Raw genomic sequence first — 21,107 nt, forward strand, 5'->3', positions numbered from 1 at the left:
TTCAGCGAGTGTACTGGCCCATTCGCGGATGAATCCGCTCCCACAAAAAGTTATCCACAGCGCTCTAATTGCTGTTAGCCCGGCAAATGCCCCAACGGCAGCGGTCCAGGCGCCTTTATCGCCTGGATCGCGAAGTTGCTGCGGATATCCCGTACCCCCGGCACCTTCAACAGGCTGCCATTGAGAAAGCGCTCATAACCGCGCAAATCCGGCACCACGACGTGGAGCAGGAAATCGACCTCCCCCGACACCAGATAAGCGGAAATCACCTCCGGTAACGCCAGTACGGCCAGGCGAAAGCGTTCGGCCTCACCTTCGTGATGGCGCTCGACCTTGACCCCGACGAAGACCGTCAAACCCAATCCCACCGCTTCACTGTCCAGCGTGGCCTGATAGCCGCGAATCACCCCGGCGTCTTCCAGATTACGCACCCGGCGCAGGCAGGGTGAGGCAGACAGACCGATCTCATCGGCCAGTTGCACATTGGTCAGGCGTCCATCCCGTTGCAGGGCAGCAAGGATTTTGCGGTCGTAGGCATCCAGTTTCGGTGTTGGCATATCAGCGCCTTATGACTTATTGGATTGGCAGATTGTGCCAATTCTAGATCTATATAGGGTTAAAGACGCAAGCACCTGCCCCGCCCTTGGGCCGTAGAATTTTACTTCATCGCTCCCTTACCGAGACCTTCGACGATGGAAAATATGGCGCTCTACCTGACAGCCCTGATTATGATCATCTTGATGCCGGGGCCGGACATGATCCTTCTGTTGCAGACCGGCGCCCGCCAGGGTCGAGCGCTGGCACTGGCCACTGCACTGGGCCTGGCACTGGCCCGAGCGGCTCATGTCACCCTGGCGGCACTGGGCCTGGCCACCCTGTTCAAGGCGGCACCCTGGACCTTTGACCTGGTGCGTTTCGCCGGGGCGGCCTATCTGCTCTGGCTCGGCGTGAAAATGCTCAAGCCTGGCGCCCTTGGCTCCCTCAGTGGTGCGCCACAAGGCAGCGTGCCACCTTCATGGCTCGGGGCGATCGGTCGCGGCGTGCTGACCAATCTGCTCAACCCCAAGGCGCTGTTGTTCTGTTCGGTGCTGCTACCGCAATTCATCGATCCGAACGGCGCTGCCGTTAGCGTGCAATTCGCCACTTTGGGCGTGATTCTGGTGCTGCTCGCGCTGCTGTTTGACTGCGCCTATGCCCTGCTCGGCGATAGCCTGGGCCGCTGGCTTGAACGCAGCCCTTCGGCACGGCGGATCCAGCAATGGCTGTTTGGCGGCTTGTTGATCGGTTTCGCTGTACGTCTGGCATTTATTCAGCAGGCATAAGCCGGTAAACCGGCGTGTGCGGCATATGCCTTGCAAGTCTCTGAGACCTCATAAAAAACCTCCGTTTGCGAGTTTTTTGCCTTTTTTTCGAACCGTATGCAGAGTTTGTTATCTGTTGTGGGTAACTTGCGTTCGGCAAGGAGTCGTTGGCGCGTTCTGTGTGCAGGAAGCACAAGCATTATTCAGAGGCTTCACGTTTATGAATCGCAGGAATCTCCTCAAAGCATCCATGGCATTGGCGGCCTACAGCAGTTTGCCTGCCAGCGGGCTATTTGCCGCCCGTGCCCTGGCGGCCGCCGCCGACGGTGAAATCGAGCACTTTGACTTCGAGGGCCTGCAAGCCCAGGCCAAGCAACTGGCCAGTAACGCCTACGTCAGTACCAAACAGGCCTTGCCTCCCGTCTTGGCGAATATGACGCCGCAGCAGTTCAACGCCATCAAGTACGACGCCGGGCATTCGCTGTGGCATGACGTGCAGGGTCAGTTGGATGTGCATTTCTTCCACGTCGGCGCCGGTTTCAAGACGCCGGTGCGTATGTACAGCGTCGATCCGGCGAGCCGCCAGGCCCGTGAGGTGCACTTCCGTACCGACCTGTTCAACTATGACAACAGCGGCATCGACAAGACCCAGCTCAAGGGCGCGGGCGATCTGGGCTTTGCCGGTTTCAAGCTGTTCCAGGCGCCGGAAATCGCCATCAACGACATTCTGTCGTTCCTTGGCGCCAGTTATTTCCGCGCCATCGATAGCAACAAGCAATACGGCCTGTCAGCCCGCGGCCTGGCCATCGACACCTATTCCTCCAAGGGCAAGGAGGAGTTTCCCGACTTCACCAAATTCTGGTTCGAAACGCCGACCAAAGACGCGACCCGCTTCGTGGTCTACGCCCTGCTCGACTCGCCGAGCGCGACCGGCGCCTATCGTTTTGACATCGATTGCCAGGCCAACCAGGTGGTGATGGATATCGACGCCCATATCAATGCCCGCGCCGATATCGAGCAGATGGGCATCGCTACCATGACCAGCATGTTCAGCTGCGGCACCCATGAACGGCGTATGTGCGACACCATCCACCCGGAAATCCACGACTCGGACCGCCTGGCCATGTGGCGCGGCAATGGCGAGTGGATCTGCCGCCCGCTGAACAACCCGTTACGTCTACAGTTCAATACCTTCACCGACAAGGACCCGAAAGGTTTTGGCCTGGTGCAGACCGATCATAAGTTCGAGACCTATCAGGACACCGTCGACTGGTATCACCGTCGCCCGAGCCTGTGGGTCGAGCCGACGACCCCGTGGGGCGAAGGCTCGGTGGATCTGATGGAGCTTCCGACCACCGGCGAAACGCTGGATAACATCGTGGTGTTCTGGAACCCCAAGAAGGCGATAAAGGCCGGCGACAGCCTCAACTATGGCTACAAACTGTACTGGAGCCCGCTGCCGCCCGTGAGTACACCGCTGGCCCAGGTCAACGCGACACGTTCGGGCATGGGCGGCTTTATCGAAGGCTGGGCGCCAGGTGAGCATTATCCTGATGTATGGGCCCGGCGCTTTGCCGTGGACTTCAGCGGCGGCGGTCTGGATCGTTTGCCTGAAGGTACGTCCATCGATCCGGTAGTGACCGTCTCGGGCGGCGAAGTCAAAGACTTCAACGTCTTGGCACTGCCGAATATCAAGGGCTTCCGCGTTACCTTCGACTGGTATCCGACCAGCGATGCGGTAGATCCGGTGGAAATGCGCATGTTCATCCGCACTCAGGACCGCACGTTGAGCGAAACCTGGCTGTACCAATACTTCCCGCCAGCGCCGGACAAGCGTCGGTATACCTATAACTGACACCGCGCCATAAATGTGGGACCGGCTTTAGCCGGGAAAACGCATTCCCGGCTGACGCCGGTCCCAAGGATGAACATAGCGTCATTTTTTAATTTATATAAAAATCAACAGACTAAATATCCACTTATTTTATAAGGCCAAAATATCACTGATATTTTGGCGGATTATTTGACAGCCTCGCCTTATCAGGCTGTTATTGCCCCTGTCTCATCCCACTCCCCTGACTGCTGATTGACTGCCCTGCGCCGTCGATGGGCGGTAGCGTTGCCGATTTCTTCCTGAACGCTCTATCGAGGGCACCCTCTATGTTGCTGAACGCCGCAAACGGCGCCGGGCAGGCACCGTCGAGCCTGTCTGTGCGCAAATCGACCCTGATCGCCTGGATCGCCATCAGCCTGATTCTGGTCGAGACCTTTTCCGGAGCACTGCGTTTTTTCTTCGATCTGGCTGGTATTTCCGCTGTGCTCTACCTGCCCAAAGTCGCTTGCGTGGCGCTGTTTCTCCTTGAACTCAGCGCCCTGAGAGCCAACCGTATCCTGTGGCTGTGCCTGCCCCTGTTGCTGCTCTCGGCATCTCTGGCGATGCTGCATGGCGCCAGCGTGAACAATCTCGGCTTCAGTCTGTTTATCGTCGGCCCTCTGCTGTTCGGCCTGGTCTGCGGCGAATATCTGATGCTGCATCGACGACTGCTCGGCTGGGTCATTGGTCTGTGCCTGCTAGCGTCGTGGATCGGCATCGGTCTGGACAAATTTACCGTCGTGCCGTGGAAGGGATACGCGTACAGCCTCGGCGAAGTAGAGCTCAGCGCCAATACCGCCTGGAGCGCCGACTCCCAGGACCGCATCGCCGGTTTTGCCAGGGTCTCCGGTTCACTGTCGCTGCTCATCGCCATCTACACCCTGTACCTGACGCTGATCATTCGCTCGCGCCTGCTCTGGCTACTGCTGTGTGCCGCCAGCTTCTACGGCATCCTGCTGACCACCAGCAAGGCGCCAGCCGTCGCCTTCGTCGCTACGCTGGCGCTGTTGCCCGTGCTGCACTTTTACTGGACACGCCGGGTCCTGTTGACGCTTGCAGTGCTGATGGGGATAGTCCTGCCGCTGATTGGCGTAATGAATGACTTCGACAGCAATCTGATCTACAGCGACGGCCCGCTGTCTTCGCTGTACGACCGCATGATCAACACCTGGCCCAATGTCGTGCGGGCCATGGAAAACCAGGGCTGGGTTGTCTCGGGGGCTGGGTTCGGTCTGGTCGGCAGCTCCCTGGCACCGTTCCCGGTGCCGGATGCACATGATCTGCAAGTGTCCGACAACGCGGCGATCTACCTGTGGTGCACCTTTGGTATCGCGGGTCTGCTGCTTTATCTAGCGCAAATCCAGCTGATGTTTGCCTTGAGCGACGATCAGACCGAAACCGGCCGCGCACTGTTGAGCATCATCTTTTGCGTTTGCCTGATCAGTTGGACCACCGATGTCTTCGAGTCCAGCATCGCCAGCCTGTTTATCGGGGTCGGTATCAGCCTGGCGATGGCTTCTCGCGATGTCGCCAGCCCTTCCGCGCAACGCCCTCAGGATCTGCCTGAGCTGACCGCCCTGCCGGGCTTGCAGGGAGCATGAAACAAATGAAGCACAAAGCGCTGCACATCTTTGCCTGGGCTTGTGCCAGTTGGTTTATAGAGCAACCGGCACAGGCCCATGAGCCGTTCATCGTCGGCGTCGTCACCCACTTCATGAATGACGAAGCGCCACCGCTGCCGCGTCTGCGCCTGGCTGCGGCAGCCGGTATCAACTCGGCCCGGGACGCGCCGTACTGGTCCAGCGCTGAGACGGCCCTCGGCCAGTGGCGAGTCGTTCCCGGTTGGCGAACATGGCTCAGCGGCGGCGTGGACCTGAACATGACGCCGCTGGCAATCCTGTGTTTCAGCACCTGGTTCCACAACAACATCAAACCCAGCGAACCCCAGGTCAAACCCGGCTATCTGCAATATGTCGACTACGCGACACGGCAACTGGGCGCGGGCGTTGGCTTCTATGAGATCTGGAACGAGTGGGACCTGGGCAACGACCCCAAGGATCCTGCCCTGAGCGCCGACTACGCCGCTTTGGTGCGCGACACTGCCCCCATCGTAAGGCATAACAGCCCGCAGTCGACGATTCTGGCCGGCTCCATTACCTCCCACGGGATGCGTGGCGGCTTTGCCGAGCGCCTGATCGATGACGGTGTACTGAACTGGGTCGACGGCCTGTCGCTGCACCCTTACGTGCATTGCGCAAACGGCGAGAACGCCACACCCGAAGGCTGGATCAAGTGGATGCGCAGCTACTCGCAGAAACTGACCAACAAGGTCGGCCGCGAAGTCCCTCTCTATCTGACCGAAATGAGCTGGCCGAGCCATCAGGGCAACTGCGGCAATACACCGGTTACTCAGGCCGCCTATCTGGGCCGAGCCTACTTTCTCGCGCGCACCCTGCCGGCGATCAAGGGTATGTGGTGGTACGACCTGATCGATGACGGTGTGGATAAGTCCAATCAGGAACATCATTTCGGCCTGCTTGAGTACGGCACGCTCAAGCCCAAGCCCGCCTATGGCGTGATGCAGGCGGTAGCGCCTGTGGTGCGGGACTTTCGCTATGACGCCCAGGCCAGCCGTCAGGACGCAGAGGTCTATATGCTGTATTTCGACAAAGGTCCCGAGCGGGTCCTCGCAGCCTGGACCACGGGCTATACCCGCACCAAATCATTGATCAGCCCGACACCGCAGAGTGGTGCCGTGCGTTACGTCGATACCGCAGCGCCAGACAAGGGCCAGCAAACCGGCCCGGACTGGAGCTGCAACGCTGGCAAATGTACCGTCCCCTTGAGCCTGAACGGCTTTGTGAAAATCATCAGCCTGGGATCCGACGGCTGACACCTGACTTTTCGGCGCCAGGGATATTTATCACACTGCTGCCATTTGCAACTGCTAGTGTTTTGCCACTACCCAAGGGAGTGGATCATGAACCTTCGTCAATACCTGTGCGGATGTGCGCTGGCCTGGCTATCGGCGATAGCGCCATTGCAGGCTGCGCCTTTTGTGGCGGGCGGCAGTGAGTGGCGACCCTTCAGTTATGCCGACGAAAAAGGCGAATTGCATGGCTTATCCATCGACATTGCCCGCCGGATATTGCAGCTCTCGGATGTAGACGTGCGCTTCGTCTCCTATCCGGTCAACCGCCTGCAGGCCATGTTGAGCCGCGACCAGATCGACCTCAACTATGCCGACTCCCCGCAATGGAACAGCGCCGAAGACCTGCGCCGCTTCCAGTTCTCCATTCCCTACATGAACGTGCGCGAGCATCTCTACTTTCTCGCCGGCAACCCACTGCGCGACAAACCCCTCGAACACCTACAAGGCATGACCGTGGGCATGGTCCGCGGCTACACCTATCGCACCCTCGATCCGGCGTTCGCCGACAACCGCATGAGCAAACTGGAGGTTTCCCAGGACACCGCCCTGCTCAACCTGCTGCAAAGCGGTCGAGTCGACGCCGTGGCCATGGTCGATGATCTGTTCGACTACCTCATCGTCAAGCAACACTTCGACCCTACCGCCTTCGCCCGTGGCGCGCTGCTCAGTGATGCGCCCCTGGGGATAAAAGTACAGCCCGAACACGCCGACTTGCTGCCCAGAATAAACGCGGCAATCAAGGGTATGGTCGCCAGTGGAGAAGTCGAACGCATCCGCAAAAGCTACCTGCCCATCGATCAGGAGCGGGATATGGCTTGTGATAATGGGGCTGGCTGTTCGGTAACACCCAAGCGCTAAGCCATCCACCTGTGGATAAATCAACGCCCTTTGCTATATTCGGCAATTCCTGCGCACGCAGCAGCGACTATCACCGGAGCCTTCATGAGCCTTAACAAACCGAACCAAGAGCTGCGCCGCGACCTGCTGGGCATTGCGGCCGACCTGAAGTGGACCGGAGTCGACCTGTTGCAGATCGCCGAAACCCTCAGCCTGGCCGGCCACGAATCAGAAGCCCAATCGGTATTGAGGATGTCCACGGTGTTGTTGAATGACGAGGAAAAGCTGCAAAAGGTTTTGCATGAAGTAGCGATGGGGCGGATCGTGCGGGAACGAGGGGAATAGCGAGATATACACAGGCCGCTTACCTTTTGGGAGCAAGCGGCCGTGATGTGGTTACCAACAATATAGTTTGTCACGCCAACACCCGAAAATCTTGGCCGAAACCCCGAGCCCGGACCTCTCGAAACCAAATCTAGTTTGTCACCACCCAGATGCCAATCCGAATAAACCGCTCAGTTGAAACAATATACTTTGTCACCGAGGGTAGGCCTTGGCCAGCGACTCCATTCCTTCTCTCAGGGCTGTCGCCCCATGTCGTGATGAGGATGTGGGCACCTCGAATCTAGTTATTATCTGAAGCTTTAATAGTATTGATATAATTTTTTACAGTTTCTATGCCACTGCCGTCCTTAATGGTATTAACACCGTCTAAACGCCTGGCAGCTGGCTACATATGGCTCCCTCAGCGAGCCTCCAACTGCGGATTTTCGATAAAAAAAGCCGCTTCACTGAAGCGGCTTTTCTTTACTTGGAGATGTTTGCTAATACTGCTGCTTTCGCGTCTTTACCGTCGACGGTGGTCACACCTGCCAACCAGCTATCCAGAGTCTCAGGATGAGCGGCCAGCCATTTTTTCGCTGCACTCAATGCGGGCTCTTTTTTGTCGAGGGAGTTCATGATGCTGCTCTCCATATCGACCGTGAATTTCAGATTGCTGTACAACTTGCCAACGTTACCGCAGCGCTCGACATAGCCTTTGGATGTGATGGTCTTGACCGTTGCTGCGCCGAAATCGGGACCGAAGGAATCATCACCACCCATTAGATACACGATGTCCATGTTCACGTTCATTGGGTGAGGCGCCCACGCCAGGAACACAATGGGCTTCTTGCGTTGAATCGAGCGACCTACCTCTTGGATCATGCCTGCTTCACCAGACTCGACCAGTTTGAAATCCTTCAAACCATACGAGTTGTCCTTGATGATCTTCTGCACCAACGTGTTTCCGCCGCTACCAGGCTGGATGCCGTAAATGCGGCCTCCGAGCTGATCTTTAAATTTCTCGATGTCTTTGAAGTCCTTCAAGCCCTCATCGGCCAGAAATTTTGGAACTGCGAGTGTGTATTTTGCGCCGGTGAGGTTAGGGGCCGGGAGAACGGACAAAGAATCCTTAAGCGGGGTGACCAGAGGATCTTGAGATGGTGACCAGTAGTTAATGAACGTATCCAGCTTGCCATCGCTAAGAGACTTCAGAACGATTGGCAGTGAAAGCATATTGTCCTCAAATTTATAGCCCAGGCCTTCGGCAACCACCTGAGTCAATGCGTTTGTCGATATACCATCGAGCCATCCCACGTTCGCCGTCTTGATGACTTGGCAACTGCTGGGTTCTTGAGCCATAACCAACACGCTTTGAGATGCCAAGGTTACTGCGATCACGGTTTTGTAAAACTTGTTCATCCGACTCCCCTCTAGAGTTGCACTAACTCTGTTTGACGTATCTGGATGGCAGACTCAAATTTGCACGTGGCTGACGCTTATGAATTGCGCCTTTCCCGCTTCGATTATCGGCCAATCGCCAGTACGGTATAACCGCGTTTCTATTATGAGGAGCATGCGGTTTTCTTATGGATCAGTAGGGAGGAATCCACCTGGATACCTTTCGCTTAAACACTTCACGAGAGCAGTTGGATTAAAGCGGCAGCACGCTGGCGCTATTACGCAAATTTTAACCGCAAGAAAAGTGCCTAGGCCACAGGTTGGTCGAGCGCGCTGCGGCCCATAGTCTGGTCACCAACGTACTTTTGATCGAATGCTGGCCGAGTGAAAATCCTCCGGAGCATAGGCTCGAAGTGCTCCAAAGGGCGAGTCGGGTAATCGGGATCAAAGGACGATTGGTCCCATTCCTCACAGAAGCGCACACAGCTTTCGTAGTACGGGTGGTCTTTGTATAAATCCCGCTCATTCCGATCACCGCCGAAGAAGTGAACGTAGTAGTAGTTCTGGAAAAGGCCGTGATAATTGATGACCCAGGTCACCTCTGGACGAACATAAGGGCGAAGGATGGATGCTGCATACTGGGAGTGGTTGTAGGGGGCGAGCTCGTCGCCCAGGTCGTGGATCAGCGCTGCAACCACCATCTCCTCATCTGCACCAGCGTCCTCAGCTCTACATGCGGTCTGAAGCGAATGAGCGAGCCTGCTCACCTTGTAACCGCTTAGAGAGTGTTCCAGATCCCGCAGGCATTTGAGGAGCCGGTCAGGAAGCTCCTTTGCGAAATCAGTTTCCAGCTGGGTCAGCATTTCATATTCGGCTTTGGTGCCGTCTTTCATCTGGGTAAAAGCTACGGTTTCCATCATCAGTCCTCAGGCTTTCGAATCTTATTGAGCTTTCAAGCTTCTTTTCATGGCTTTGTAGATGCCTTTGGGGCCATCCATATCCATGTAGCACCCTTGCAGATGACGGCGACCTTCATTGGTATCAAAGCTCGTCCGGCCATGGAGGACACGTGTGTTATTGAACATTTGCAGCTCGCCCTTCTCCAGCTTGAAACGTCGCTCAAATGCCGGATCCACAAAGAGCTCGCCCATGCGACGACGTGCACGGTGGAATACGGCCATGTCGTGTTCATTCAGCAACGGTAGATAGTCGAGGCGTGGGCTATAGCTGACACCTGTCATTCGGCCTAGCGCGTCAGTCATGATGATCGGCCGGCGTTCAATCAACTCCACGTCGTTGTCGACGTGGCGGTAACGTACCGGCACCTTGGCCAGCAGCTCGAAGCCTTCAGGATCTTCCAGCTTGAGCTGCTCCGCGACCGCGAGACTGTCTACGAGTGTAGAGAGGCCTCCCGATGTTTCGTTGATCAGGCAGTGCAAGAGCTGGATGCCAGGCATCGGGTCGCGATAGGGGTTATCGGTATGAGGATCGAGGTGAATCGAGCGATAGGCCAGGTCATTGGAGTTAGGCCGGGAGTAGACCTCGAAGTACTTGCCGAAATTAGTTTCGCGCACCTGGCCGAAGATTTTGCCTACATCCAGAACTGACTCTGCTTCGGTGGGCACGTACTGGATAACGACAACCCCGTAGGTCAAAAACTTGCTGAACGCCTCCAGTCGATAATCGAAGTCGGTCAGTCGGTTGAAGTCGATGTAGATGAGCTGGGTGTCAATGTTGCTCTTCCAACTGATGGGCGTTGGCAGGCCATCCAACGGATCGAAGTCGGCACGAAACTCCGTGAGGTCATACAGCCCCGCATAACCATCACTGAATGACAGCCATGCCTGATCTGCGCCTTTGGCCTCTGCTTCAACCAGAGTGATGCCGTCAGGAAGGTTGTGCGGGTTAAACAGTCTTTGCTGAGTAGTGACATCAAGACTGACAGCGTCCTGGCAGCGCTCCCGCAACCACAGAGGCGCTAGCACAATGGTTTCCCCTGGCAACTGTGCGATCACGGATGCCGGTTGTTGCTTGATTTCAAAAGTGACCTGTACCATGAGAACCTCCAAATAGGTGGTCTCAGTATCCTTACGTGCTCAGGGGATAAACACCCGCAATCCCCTTATTAGAGGTATGCATAAACGTTATGGAGCCGAGCGAACAGGACCTCCCGCCACTTAAATCTTTGGTCGCCTTTGAGGCCACAATCCGCTTGGGTTCGATGACGGCCGCAGCTGTTGAATTGGGCACTACTCAACCGGCGATTTCTCAGCGGATTCGCACCTTGGAGGAGTCGCTTGGGTGTGTACTCTTCGAACGTAACGGTAAGCTGTTGCGACCCACCTATGAGGGTCAGCAGATTTATTCAGGCCTGGCATCCCCGGTGAGTGAAATTAAGGCAGCGGTCAAGCGCATGCGTCGCCATTTCAACAAGCAGAAACCTACCATCTCGATCGCTGCGAATTTTGGATTCTGCTATTTCTGGCTTATGCCGAAATTGCCTGCGCTTCAGGGCCAGTTCCCCCAGATCCAATTCAAGATTCGCCCAGTAAACCTTGACGATGATCCGATGCTTCAAGATGCCGATATCGCCATTCAGTTTGGATCCCTCGACGGTGACTTCCGATTTGAAAAGCTACTGATCCCCGAGACGGTATTCCCAGTGTGCAGTCCAGATCTGGCTGAAAAACTGGGGCTAATGGAAGGTACGAAAATAAGCAGTATCGAGGATCTACCGCTGCTTCATAAGGACAGCGATGACTCCCGGTGGCTGGATTGGCATCACTGGTGCCTGCACGCGAAGATCACTCCGCCAGAGGAAGCGCCAGTTTTTTGCTTCAATAACTATCCGTTGCTGCTGACCGCTGCGCAGGAGGGTCAAGGTATCGCCTTGGGCTGGGCTGGGCTGATCGAAGAGCAGATCAAGGCGGGCAAATTGATCGCTCTGGGGCCTTCAGTAGACCGGCCTCACCGCGGTTACATTGTGAGATCGAACTATCACGAGACATTTCTGGTGAGGGATATCCTTCAGTGGCTGATTGCGGCAAGCTGACCTTGAAGCCTGCGCCGTTGAATGTCCGCCAAATCCGTTTCCGCTGCTGAAAATCGTGCTGGCGAGGTATTAGATTAACTCGATGCCGATCCCGCCAGGGACCAGACTCCTCTATCTGGCGAGCATTCTCGCCTAAATGGGTGTCCGGTTTCATTAAACCACTACACAGATCCGGACAAACAGCAAATTGTGGACAAAGAAAACCCCCTGAAATTAGGGGGTTGGCTATTGTGACAAACTATGTTGTCAGCAACCATGATGTGGGATCAGAGAATAAAAACTGTTGACGCGCAACCAGCAAACGCTGGTCATCCACGAGACCTGAAGCACACCCGAAAACTGTTGCTACCCTGAAATTATCCTTAACCCCCGCTAATTCCAAGGTTAAAAACTGTTGCGATTGACCAGCGGAGGTAACGTTGCAGCCAGCATAGGGACAGAGGCCTAAGGGGGGTCTATTCAGCCGCCAGGTCGTTAAATGCATCTACGAGGCTTTGCTTCGTCACTCTGCTAGCGCGCCGACCTTTGACGGGCTGATTCGCCGGAGTCGATTCAGCTAAACCGACCTCCTGAATCCTTTCCATGATTTTCCGTTCGCCAGGACCTAGAGAGGATACAAACGCTCTATTTTCAGCTTGCCTGTCCCTAACTGACCTTGCATATTGGGACGCGGTGGCTCTGACAGATCTAGGAGCGCCGAACGGGCACCATAGATCAGCACTGATTCGTCTATTCTGGGCGGCTTGGGACAAAAGCTTCTCTACATCCTTTTTATTACTGAAGTATACGGGTGAATGGTAGGCGGACAGCAGATCGTCCATACGTATGCAGCCCCGTCCCTCTGCCCTAGCATATAGATAGGCAATCTTAATCAAGAAGACAGCCAACCGCTTTATACCGAATGTCGACCTGTAAATTTCATGAGCCAACTCATCTATGTCTTGTGGTAGTAATCCATTTGCTACGCGAACGCATTCTGCCACGTAGCGTGTCCAATCCTGGCTCCCGTATTCATCGGGGAACATAATTCTAGGATCAGAAAGCAGCCTTTGTTTGTCCTCATTATTGCGCTCCATCAATTTATGGACGAGGCTATAGTTAGACACATAAATAAAAGGCGGACCAATAGCTGACATATTCATCAGGATGTCATTAGCCAGCACCGTCCCCTTATTTGAGTTCACATGCTGTAGCTCTTCGAGAATCAGCAATGCAACTCCGTCCCTCCATGCTCGCCGCCTGCTTAAGCTAAGAAGAGTAGCTGTACTAACTTGAGAACGTGAAACACTGTCCTTTAGCAGGCTCAAGAATATTTGCCTACATCCAGCTTTACCCCTAGCACTCGCATACCAATGAGACACCACCTCTATCTCTTGAGTGAAGTGATCAATATCTAAGGATGCAGGCTGTGGCAGAGCTTTAGACAGAGCCTGAATAGTCATGCTTTTCCCAACGCCCGCCAAACCAGTCAAGCAAATTGGATTCACTTCAACATCAGAGCACTCATAGATACCCTTTAGATAATCATGTTCATTTGAATATGCATCGCGACTATAAAGCAACGCTAACCCTATCATTTCACTAATGAAATCAAGTGAAAACTTATTGGGCAGATAGATTTGAGACAACCTAAATTTAAGCATTTCAGCCGTTTCATATACTTCTTGATTGCCTATGTCCAAAGCGGCTGGGCGCACGGTGACCTTTCGTTCAATCTCAGCTCGGTCAAGATGCCCGTCAAATCTAGAAGATAGTATATCTACCATGATTATCTCCCAGTGAGTCTTTTGTAATCAGCATTATCACGCTGGCTTGCTCCATCCTTCTTGGGTTTTCCTGATTTTTGAGCTCCAGCGTCCCACTCACTAGAAGTATTATCCAAGAATCTTTGACGATAGTATTGCTGGATGGCTAACTGTTCATCTTGGCCAAGAGCGCGGGCTTCCTTACTTAGCTCAGCAAGTTCGATAAGGTCATAGAGAGAGATATCGGCGGTCCCTTCGGGCACACTGACATTAGCGTGGTAAAAAAGCTCGTAAAGCTGTCCCTTGTACTCCGCCCATATATGTCTGACACACATTGTCATAGCATATGCCTTTATTTTTATCTGCCCCCCTCGCGCGGCCTTATCGTATGCCCCTGTAGCGGCGAACTCTGGTGAACTAAACTTCCGCTTAAAAAAATACACTCCATCACGTTCAATGCTCACCGGGTACTCAGTTAGGAATCGTCTGACAGCCTCCTCAAACGGAATAGAATATCCACTGTTCCTGGCTCGGGAGTCCAGGTAAAGCCATATATTGTTGGGAGTTGCGGTAAATCGCGCCCTCAACATGTCGTCTGTCATACGACTACTCGCATCGGAAGTTTGATTATCCACAAGGACCTGATAAATTTGACGTTTTGACATCCGGACAAAATCGTGAGAGCTATGGAAATAGGATGGCATCTCACTACGTCTCGGTTTTCTCGGGTGGGAAGACTCCACGGTCGCTTTAGACTGGCCGGAGTTTGTAGGCGTCAACTCCAATGCCCCTAGCCATCTCACCTCTTTACCTACGTCAAAACCAGCAGCAGGTCCTCGGTCAAAAATTACGTTCGCAGGCAGTCCCCGACAGGGCCATTCGTGCTCTTCTATATCGATGCCAAACAGCTCACCATACTTAGTTTTATCAATGGCCATTGAAAACAAAGCCATTCTATAAGCTTCCTCACTCTCCCGTCCCTTCGCAAAGCCCACACCCGCGATAGCGCCCGACAGAACACACGTTGCGCGTACTACACAGAAGCCATCCACTGAACTTCCTTCGTTTATCCCTGATAGCTTTTCAACAAAATAGAACCCGTCAAACTCCACCTTCTGATTTAAGTTCGTCAACATCTCGGCAAAACTACCTGTGGAACCGGACTGGCTACGGGCATGGTTACGCCCCTTCAATTCGACAGCAAGTTTCTCTGGAGCGGTCAACTTCTTTACCCAGTATATAAATTGATTGAACGTCGGATAAGGTTTACCTTCCGGCTGATAAAACTCCGCCCTGCAATCAATATTTCTAGCCACTTTACATGCAAAACTACTTACTAGGACCTTGTTATAAATTTTCCACCAAACCTTCTCTTTCTTATGTGAAATAAATCCATCAACCATCAATATTTTCATTTCTGCGTCAACAGAATATCCGCTGCCGCGTCCATACTTCGAATGACGACCTAATTTTTGTGACTTTGCAACGCTCTCGCGGTCCCAGCGACCTATTTTATGAAACCTCGGTAGCAAGGCCCACCGATTCCTACCAAAAATTATGTAGATATAGAACCACGCCCTTACCCGCTTAGCACTCTGCTTTGGTGTTAAGGTTTTTACATAGGCATTGATAATACGGTCGGGGTCATCGGCAGAAAGTATAAGACTTTCTTGCTCAAGTAGTTCAGAGATCATATTGAAGCGTCTCGTGATCTTTGCGCTGTAGGATTCAAGTGGGTTTGATCTGTTGCTTTCTAGAAAGTCGTGATCGATACCTTTGATAGTTTCTAACCAGAAAGGGAAATTATCCATGCTCACATCAGGTTTGATTGATCCGTCCTCTAGGCCATTCTCAAACTCATCTCTGGAAAGCGTCTCTACAACAGCGCTCACTTCATATTGAGACTCCGTGAACCAGACCAACCTCACCCTATTCATAGCTGCATTGCTACTAAGGAAATGGTAGGCCGTGCTGTTTTTTAGATTTCTGAAACCATCTGGTACGTAGAGCTTATCTCCGATAATCATTTCACACCTCTGCAAAACAAATCTTCGTGCTTCACAAGTGGATCCTGCTCTAGAAATGTCAAGGGATGATCAATGAAAATTGGGCTGTACAGGTTTACTGGTAATGACCTAGACCAGATCGCCTGATAGAACGCTGTGATGAATTGATCTCGCGTATCAGACTTACGCCCATAATCATTCACCATTTTATATATGGGTTCGCCACTGACAATCGCATTGTGAATGTCACCAATGAAATCTTCACGCACGGTGTTTTCTAGATATATCTTACGAACATGGTAGCTGAACAGCTCATTGATATTGGAAACTAGATATCTATTTATTTCATCAAGCGAGACCTTTACCGTTCTTATCCCTGCATCCAAATAGTATAGCTCTTCAAGCAAAGTACGCAGATCACCATGCTCACGATCTTTCTTCTGCTGCGCCAAAGTTTTTAGATTGAAGGCTCGCCGCTCCGAAAAATCTTTCATCGCGTTCTTCACTGTCCAATTCACACAATACGGCTCTCCCGCCGCATCAAGCATGTACAACAAGAGATCTCCGACATAAGGATATGGAGCCCTTATGAAATCACCTGATTTGTTTCGGACTGTGACCGCGTGGTGTCGGAGCCCAATTCGATCCGCGACATCCACGGTCCCCTTTACCGGCAACAGATTTCTAGTGACCGCTAGCGGGTGCCCGCTGAGCGGGTGATCCGTCGGTGCTGGCGACAGCATTTTCTGCTCATGCAGATCAATCAAATCAGGATGATAGAGCGCGAATTGCGCATAGAAACGCTCCGCCTGCGATAAGAGGTGAAGACTGCGACCTAACTTCAGACTATTGATTTGTGAAATTCGAGAGATTTTTGGGCCCTCATGTGTGCTCGCCTTTATTGCAGGCTCATATTTCCCCTCCCAAGCGAAATGAGCCTGTCTGTTAAGGATTTGTCTTAACCTTGCTTCCTGATTCATCGTCCTTCTCCACCCGTCGTTATCTCGTCGCATGCGGCCCAGGTAAACGTCCTCAAAGCTGCGCTAACAGAAAGGCGAACGAAGGCCGCGCGAAATGCGATTCTCTTTTTTTCTGGATAAACGGGACCGCCACGGGGCTTGACGCCCCATGCGCTGAAATAGAGAATGGAATCGTTGGCTATAAACTGACCATTCTTCAAAGGCCTCGGGCTGCAACCCTTGGCCTTTGTCTATTTTGTCCCTCGGTTCAATTGGTCTGCATAGACCTCCTTATGCATCAAAAATGAGTCTCAATGTTTAATGGCCGCATGTCATGTGCCTAGACGAAGGCATTCGTCTTCGCGTACTCATGGGACCACTGTCGAACACGAAATATCTTAGTTTAACGTAACTTGCTTCTGATGCTTGCCGACTATAGTCGGCAATTGTCTCGTAATCGTAAAAATCGCAGATTTGACCGTAGCGTTCGGGTTGTATGGTCTATAACAGAAGGCGATAACTACGAAGCCTTTTACTCCTGACGCTTCCTGTGTATTTTCCCTGAGGCCATATAATCAAAGATTCCACCTCAGCGATTCTCTGCCCATGGCCCTTCTCGAATCTGAGCTCCCTGCTACAAAATTCCCACTGAAATGGCTTCCTAACGAGACTCTATTCAGTTTATGCAGTCGCTATCATCTGTTTCGCGGAAACCTGTTTCCGTCAACCACTTGCTTGGAGCTTTTCAACTCGCGTCGCAACGGTTCCCAGCATGATTTCCCGTCGAACCTTAAGGCGTTCAAGAAAAACGTGGGCGACAATCTGGGGGACGTTGAGTCGATCGTCAGACACCACACAATTCTTCCTTTTTTTGGGCCGTTCCAAAAGGTCGACCTCATTCAAAGGATGCTTCTCGCGGCGCAGGAACCGAGTGCCTTGACACTCAAAAGTGAGCTTGGTCTTTTGGCTAGCCGATGCGGAGCGGAGCACCCTCTGAGAGCCTGTGCGGACTGCATGTTGCTGGACCGGGCTCAGCATGGCGTCGCCTATTGGCATCTAGCACATCAACTGCCTGGCGTCCTGCTATGTCCGCAACATTTGGCATCGCTCCAAGAGTGTGCGCAGAAGCGAAAATGGTCGGGACGTTTCTCTTGGGTTTTGCCTGGTGATGCTGATCTGCTCGATCGCGAGCCATTGGCTCCTGAACCATATGCGCGTACTACCCTTGCGAAGCTAGCGGGTGCATCAATTCAGCTCGCGGCTGTCGGCCTGGACTTCACATTGGATCGCGTAATCATCCGGGACATTTACATCGCTCACGCTCGGAACGTTGCGGACAGCGGCAAAATCGAAGATCTGTTAGAGCCGTTTCTGAAGTTCCTCCACCCACTCACCTCATTGAGGTCCTTCCAGTATTTTCCCAACTCGTACGAAGCCGCCAAGTCCCTACTTAAACAACTTCTTCGTAATCCACGCGGGCATATTCATCCATTGAAGCACCTGCTGTTGATTATCTGGTTTTTTGACAACTTTAAAGATTTTCTTGATGAATACCGTCATAGGGTGGACCAAGCCCAGCTTCAATCACCAACTCTTTCTGCATCCAAAGGGCTTAGCACTCATACCAAAGTGGCGGAAGGATCTAAGTTTCTCGACCAGCCAAAAGGTCATTCGCGTCCTAAGCGGCTCAAACCCGAAGTGCGCAGCAAGCTGTTAAACACACTTGCTGAAGGTTATGCAAAAGCGGAAATCTGCAAACAATTTAGTCTTTCGATCTCCACGGTAAATAAGCTTCTGAGAGCAGAACCCCAAGTTCAGAAAGAGTGGGAAAACGCACGTATAAGAACAGAACTGGCTTCGCGTCGCCAAGCCTGGCTCGCGATCACGCTGCACCGTCCAGGCTTATCCATTAAGACGTTGAGAACACATGCGTCAAAGCACTATGCATGGCTTTACCGAAACGACAAGGACTGGCTGTTTTCACAAACAATATCGCTGCCAAAGCCTGTGCGTGGCAACCACAGCAATACCGATTGGGTAGCGCGAGACCTCAATCTTGAACAACAGGTCCGCACGACGCTCAAAACGGTTTTCGGAACAGATCAAGGCCTAAGCCTATTGCCCCGCCAGCTATACGCGTTAGTGCCTAGCCTACACTCAGCACTCCAGCAGGGCAGCAGGTACACGGTCACGAGAGGGTTGGTTAAAAGCATCACTGCAGGTCACTGATAGGAGCTTCGGTGTAGACGCGCACTGCTGACGGTTTCTGATAGCGCTGTAGGACTGCACGGCGATTCCCTCTGGCCATCGGCCGTTCACCACCGGCGGAGCGCAGCTCTGCCATTCAATGCTACTTCTTGAACTGCATCCATCGCCCTAAAACCCATCAAGGATGCAGCAGGCACGAACCTCCAAGAGTTCTGCCGATGATTTGATAGGTGGCACGAGGACATGGCGGTGTGATATCACTGTTACCCCTCGCCAAGCAAAGGAAATGCATATGTCTGGGTCTTCTAGCCCCCCGCATGGTCCTGTGACCGAAACCCCCGCTACATGTGAACAGCTGAAGTTCACTGCACAGCTCGCCTCTCCAAAGGAAGAAGTTGTCGACCAACTGAGAGAAGGCTTCATCCTACAAATCGTTTCTGGTGAACAGAATGGCCAGTCCGTTGTTCATGCACTTTGGCGAGGTGATATCGCCGGAGGAGTTGCCGACCCTAGGCTCCAGCGTCTTCGGATCTGTATGGCTGAAGGCACGATGTACGAAGCTCAAGTGACCGGAATCAACAACGGCCAAGTTCGCATCTACATCTACCCAATTCTGTAATAAGCAAGGAGTGCTGCATGATCACCATCGCAGGAGGCGTCTACCGTGAGCTTTGTATGCGTCCACATTGGGACGAGTCCTACGGCTCTGCCGGGCGAGCGGCCACCGCCATCGCCAGGTTCGGAGCCGAGGTCGAACTACATAGTTTTCTGGACAGTCAGTCGTTGTTCATCATGAACAGTCGGGCTGCACTGGAAGGATTCAAGCTCGTACCTTCGAGCCTAGCTCGGAGCATTACCTTCGAATACACCCATGGGCTCTCGACCCCTGCCATTGACTACAACTACGGCGCATCAATGCTATCGATTTCGGTCAGCGCTGAGAAGGTGCTCCGTTTTGGCATGATTGAAGGCACCGCGATTGTTGATGCCCAGTATGCGGTTTATGACCCGCAAAACGCTCAACAGCCGGAACGCTTCAGTGCTAACGGATCGAAAGCCAAACACTTAGCGCTTGTTCTGAACCGCTATGAGGCACAGCTACTTTGCAGCATCAGTGATCTCACCCCAGAAGATATGGCCAAGGCATTATCAGCGAGTGAAAACGCGGAGGTCGTCGTCATCAAAATGGGCCCGCTCGGAGCCCTTGTGTACGAAAGCGGCGTAATCACGACGGTTCCTGCTTACCATACGATGCGTGTTTGGAAGATTGGATCTGGCGATACCTTCGCAGCTCATTTTGCCTTGGCTTGGATGTCAGGGGGATCGACGGCCCATGAGGCGGCTGCCATCGCATCCAAGGCCACGGCATTTTATTGCGAGACTCAGGGCTACCCAACTCCTAAGCAGCTACAAGCCTATGCTCCGGAGCCACTCCAAGCCTCACAACGATACCTCGATGGATTTAGGCCGAAGGTATACTTGGCTGGCCCGTTCTTCACATTGGCTCAACTTTGGATGATCCGTGAGGCGCTCAATGATCTGCGTTCCATGGGGTTAAAAGTCTTCTCACCCTACCATGACGTGGGAGTCGGCCCCGCCGAAGCTGTTGTCCAGAAGGATCTAGACGCCATTCATGAATCTGACCTCCTCCTTGCCATTGGGGATGGCCTGGATTCCGGCACGATTTACGAAATTGGTTACGCAAGAGCACTGAACAAGCCGGTTGTCTTGTACACGGAAAACGAATCAGTCCAAGACAAAAAAATGATGGAGGGATCTGGCTGCATACTCTCCGATGACTACGTATCTGCGATTTATCAAACGGTGTGGGAAGCCATCAAGCTATGAAAATAGCACTGCTACTGTCCGGCGGCATGGACTCCCTCTCACTTGCATGGTGGAAACGTCCAGACCACGCGTTCACACTCAATTATGGCCAACTCGCAGCGAAGGCAGAGATCGCTGCATCCCAAGCCATTTGCGAGCGACTAGGAATTCCCCATCAGGTGCTGGATATCGATTGCCGTCACTTGGGCTCAGGCGATATGGCAGGTCGTAGTGCCGATGAATTAGCACCTGCCTCCGACTGGTGGCCCTACCGTAATCAGATGCTTGTCACTCTCGCCGCGATGAAGGCAATATCGTATGGAGTAACGCACTTATGGCTAGGTACAGTGAAATCGGATGGATTCCACCGAGATGGGTCCCCTGAGTTTATGAGTGCAATGAGTAACCTGATGGCCCTGCAGGAAGGCGGTATGGTGGTGGAGGCACCTGCAATCGAACTATCAACCGCAGAGCTGGTACGAGTTTCAGGCATTCCCGCCGGTCTCCTTGCTTGGGCGCACAGTTGCCACAAGGCGGACGTTCCCTGTGGTGATTGCCGTGGCTGTAATAAGTACTTTGAAGTCTTTAAAGAGGTCGGCTATGACCTGGATCGACCTGGGTAATCCGCTCCCCAAGCTCTCGAAT

Annotated in this window: 18 protein-coding genes; 11 read left to right on the top strand and 7 right to left on the bottom strand. The window is 53.2% G+C overall.

Annotated elements, in window-relative coordinates; translation table 11 throughout:
* Positions 1–74 precede the first annotated feature (74 nt).
* The gene (locus tag AC1Z24_RS31215) at positions 75–557 is read right to left on the bottom strand and encodes an Lrp/AsnC family transcriptional regulator (protein ID WP_483744038.1); all 483 of its coding nucleotides are present in this window, start codon (positions 555–557) and stop codon (positions 75–77) included.
* 144 nt (positions 558–701) lie between these two features.
* Between AC1Z24_RS31215 and AC1Z24_RS31220 the strand changes: the two genes are divergently transcribed.
* The 6 genes from AC1Z24_RS31220 (at position 702) to AC1Z24_RS31245 (ending at position 7,288) form a co-directional block, all read left to right on the top strand.
* The gene (locus tag AC1Z24_RS31220; RefSeq protein WP_483744039.1) at positions 702–1,322 is read left to right on the top strand and encodes a LysE family translocator; all 621 of its coding nucleotides are present in this window, start codon (positions 702–704) and stop codon (positions 1,320–1,322) included.
* A gap of 199 nt (positions 1,323–1,521) precedes the next feature.
* Positions 1,522–3,156: an OpgD/OpgG family glucan biosynthesis protein gene (locus AC1Z24_RS31225; protein ID WP_483744040.1), complete on the top strand. Its 1,635-nt coding sequence runs from the start codon at positions 1,522–1,524 to the stop codon at positions 3,154–3,156.
* Between the two features lie 305 nt (positions 3,157–3,461).
* On the top strand, positions 3,462–4,775 hold the full coding sequence (locus tag AC1Z24_RS31230; protein WP_483744041.1) for an O-antigen ligase family protein: 1,314 nt from the start codon (positions 3,462–3,464) through the stop codon (positions 4,773–4,775).
* A 5-nt stretch (positions 4,776–4,780) separates the two neighbouring features.
* The gene (locus AC1Z24_RS31235; RefSeq protein ID WP_483744042.1) at positions 4,781–6,067 is read left to right on the top strand and encodes a hypothetical protein; all 1,287 of its coding nucleotides are present in this window, start codon (positions 4,781–4,783) and stop codon (positions 6,065–6,067) included.
* Positions 6,068–6,154: 87 nt separating this feature from the next.
* Positions 6,155–6,964, top strand: a complete 810-nt coding sequence (locus AC1Z24_RS31240) for a substrate-binding periplasmic protein (protein ID WP_483744043.1) — start codon at positions 6,155–6,157, stop codon at positions 6,962–6,964.
* A gap of 84 nt (positions 6,965–7,048) precedes the next feature.
* Positions 7,049–7,288 carry a hypothetical protein gene (locus AC1Z24_RS31245; RefSeq protein ID WP_483744044.1) on the top strand — a complete coding sequence of 80 codons (240 nt, stop codon included), beginning with the start codon at positions 7,049–7,051 and terminating at the stop codon, positions 7,286–7,288.
* Positions 7,289–7,750: 462 nt separating this feature from the next.
* Here AC1Z24_RS31245 and choX read toward each other — a convergent pair whose 3' ends face one another.
* The 3 genes from choX to AC1Z24_RS31260 all read right to left on the bottom strand — a co-directional run bounded on the left by choX (position 7,751) and on the right by AC1Z24_RS31260 (position 10,722).
* On the bottom strand, positions 7,751–8,686 hold the full coding sequence (choX, locus tag AC1Z24_RS31250; protein WP_483744045.1) for a choline ABC transporter substrate-binding protein: 936 nt from the start codon (positions 8,684–8,686) through the stop codon (positions 7,751–7,753).
* Between the two features lie 287 nt (positions 8,687–8,973).
* Positions 8,974–9,585 carry an HD domain-containing protein gene (locus AC1Z24_RS31255; RefSeq protein ID WP_015885381.1) on the bottom strand — a complete coding sequence of 204 codons (612 nt, stop codon included), beginning with the start codon at positions 9,583–9,585 and terminating at the stop codon, positions 8,974–8,976.
* 21 nt (positions 9,586–9,606) lie between these two features.
* Positions 9,607–10,722: a TauD/TfdA family dioxygenase gene (locus tag AC1Z24_RS31260; RefSeq protein ID WP_483744046.1), complete on the bottom strand. Its 1,116-nt coding sequence runs from the start codon at positions 10,720–10,722 to the stop codon at positions 9,607–9,609.
* Between the two features lie 89 nt (positions 10,723–10,811).
* Between AC1Z24_RS31260 and AC1Z24_RS31265 the strand changes: the two genes are divergently transcribed.
* Complete coding sequence (locus tag AC1Z24_RS31265) at positions 10,812–11,717, top strand: LysR family transcriptional regulator (protein WP_483744047.1); 906 nt, start codon at positions 10,812–10,814, stop codon at positions 11,715–11,717.
* Positions 11,718–12,172: 455 nt separating this feature from the next.
* On the opposite strand, the gene AC1Z24_RS31270 is transcribed toward AC1Z24_RS31265, so the two are convergent.
* From AC1Z24_RS31270 to AC1Z24_RS31280, 3 genes are read right to left on the bottom strand one after another with little or no spacing between them, the layout of a single operon-like run.
* Positions 12,173–13,483: an AAA family ATPase gene (locus AC1Z24_RS31270; RefSeq protein WP_483744048.1), complete on the bottom strand. Its 1,311-nt coding sequence runs from the start codon at positions 13,481–13,483 to the stop codon at positions 12,173–12,175.
* A gap of 2 nt (positions 13,484–13,485) precedes the next feature.
* Entirely contained in the window at positions 13,486–15,489 is a 2,004-nt protein-coding gene (locus AC1Z24_RS31275) for a transposase (RefSeq protein WP_483744049.1), read from the bottom strand.
* Positions 15,486–16,448, bottom strand: a complete 963-nt coding sequence (locus AC1Z24_RS31280) for a PDDEXK family nuclease (protein ID WP_483744050.1) — start codon at positions 16,446–16,448, stop codon at positions 15,486–15,488. The genes AC1Z24_RS31275 and AC1Z24_RS31280 overlap by 4 nt, the downstream gene beginning before the upstream one ends.
* Positions 16,449–17,033: 585 nt before the next feature.
* Between AC1Z24_RS31280 and AC1Z24_RS31285 the strand changes: the two genes are divergently transcribed.
* The 4 genes from AC1Z24_RS31285 to AC1Z24_RS31300 all read left to right on the top strand — a co-directional run bounded on the left by AC1Z24_RS31285 (position 17,034) and on the right by AC1Z24_RS31300 (position 21,085).
* Entirely contained in the window at positions 17,034–18,656 is a 1,623-nt protein-coding gene (locus AC1Z24_RS31285) for a TnsD family Tn7-like transposition protein (protein WP_483744051.1), read from the top strand.
* 271 nt (positions 18,657–18,927) lie between these two features.
* On the top strand, positions 18,928–19,254 hold the full coding sequence (locus AC1Z24_RS31290) for a hypothetical protein (protein ID WP_483744052.1): 327 nt from the start codon (positions 18,928–18,930) through the stop codon (positions 19,252–19,254).
* A 17-nt stretch (positions 19,255–19,271) separates the two neighbouring features.
* Positions 19,272–20,483 carry a nucleoside 2-deoxyribosyltransferase gene (locus AC1Z24_RS31295; RefSeq protein ID WP_483744053.1) on the top strand — a complete coding sequence of 404 codons (1,212 nt, stop codon included), beginning with the start codon at positions 19,272–19,274 and terminating at the stop codon, positions 20,481–20,483.
* A complete protein-coding gene (locus AC1Z24_RS31300; RefSeq protein WP_483744054.1) occupies positions 20,480–21,085 on the top strand; it encodes a 7-cyano-7-deazaguanine synthase in 606 nt (201 codons plus the stop codon). The genes AC1Z24_RS31295 and AC1Z24_RS31300 overlap by 4 nt, the downstream gene beginning before the upstream one ends.
* The last annotated feature ends 22 nt before the right edge of the window (positions 21,086–21,107 follow it).

Source organism: Pseudomonas sp. JL23, assembly GCF_056933585.1.

Coding starts and splice junctions, on each gene's coding strand:
- choX (WP_483744045.1), bottom strand. CDS start 8,686: ATGAACAAGTTTTACAAAACCGTGATCGCAGTAACCTTGGCATCTCAA.
- AC1Z24_RS31265 (WP_483744047.1), top strand. CDS start 10,812: ATGGAGCCGAGCGAACAGGACCTCCCGCCACTTAAATCTTTGGTCGCC.
- AC1Z24_RS31220 (WP_483744039.1), top strand. CDS start 702: ATGGCGCTCTACCTGACAGCCCTGATTATGATCATCTTGATGCCGGGG.
- AC1Z24_RS31275 (WP_483744049.1), bottom strand. CDS start 15,489: ATGATTATCGGAGATAAGCTCTACGTACCAGATGGTTTCAGAAATCTA.
- AC1Z24_RS31255 (WP_015885381.1), bottom strand. CDS start 9,585: ATGATGGAAACCGTAGCTTTTACCCAGATGAAAGACGGCACCAAAGCC.
- AC1Z24_RS31295 (WP_483744053.1), top strand. CDS start 19,272: ATGATCACCATCGCAGGAGGCGTCTACCGTGAGCTTTGTATGCGTCCA.
- AC1Z24_RS31215 (WP_483744038.1), bottom strand. CDS start 557: ATGCCAACACCGAAACTGGATGCCTACGACCGCAAAATCCTTGCTGCC.
- AC1Z24_RS31230 (WP_483744041.1), top strand. CDS start 3,462: ATGTTGCTGAACGCCGCAAACGGCGCCGGGCAGGCACCGTCGAGCCTG.
- AC1Z24_RS31245 (WP_483744044.1), top strand. CDS start 7,049: ATGAGCCTTAACAAACCGAACCAAGAGCTGCGCCGCGACCTGCTGGGC.
- AC1Z24_RS31270 (WP_483744048.1), bottom strand. CDS start 13,483: ATGGTAGATATACTATCTTCTAGATTTGACGGGCATCTTGACCGAGCT.
- AC1Z24_RS31290 (WP_483744052.1), top strand. CDS start 18,928: ATGTCTGGGTCTTCTAGCCCCCCGCATGGTCCTGTGACCGAAACCCCC.
- AC1Z24_RS31240 (WP_483744043.1), top strand. CDS start 6,155: ATGAACCTTCGTCAATACCTGTGCGGATGTGCGCTGGCCTGGCTATCG.
- AC1Z24_RS31235 (WP_483744042.1), top strand. CDS start 4,781: ATGAAGCACAAAGCGCTGCACATCTTTGCCTGGGCTTGTGCCAGTTGG.
- AC1Z24_RS31300 (WP_483744054.1), top strand. CDS start 20,480: ATGAAAATAGCACTGCTACTGTCCGGCGGCATGGACTCCCTCTCACTT.
- AC1Z24_RS31260 (WP_483744046.1), bottom strand. CDS start 10,722: ATGGTACAGGTCACTTTTGAAATCAAGCAACAACCGGCATCCGTGATC.
- AC1Z24_RS31285 (WP_483744051.1), top strand. CDS start 17,034: ATGGCCCTTCTCGAATCTGAGCTCCCTGCTACAAAATTCCCACTGAAA.
- AC1Z24_RS31225 (WP_483744040.1), top strand. CDS start 1,522: ATGAATCGCAGGAATCTCCTCAAAGCATCCATGGCATTGGCGGCCTAC.
- AC1Z24_RS31280 (WP_483744050.1), bottom strand. CDS start 16,448: ATGAATCAGGAAGCAAGGTTAAGACAAATCCTTAACAGACAGGCTCAT.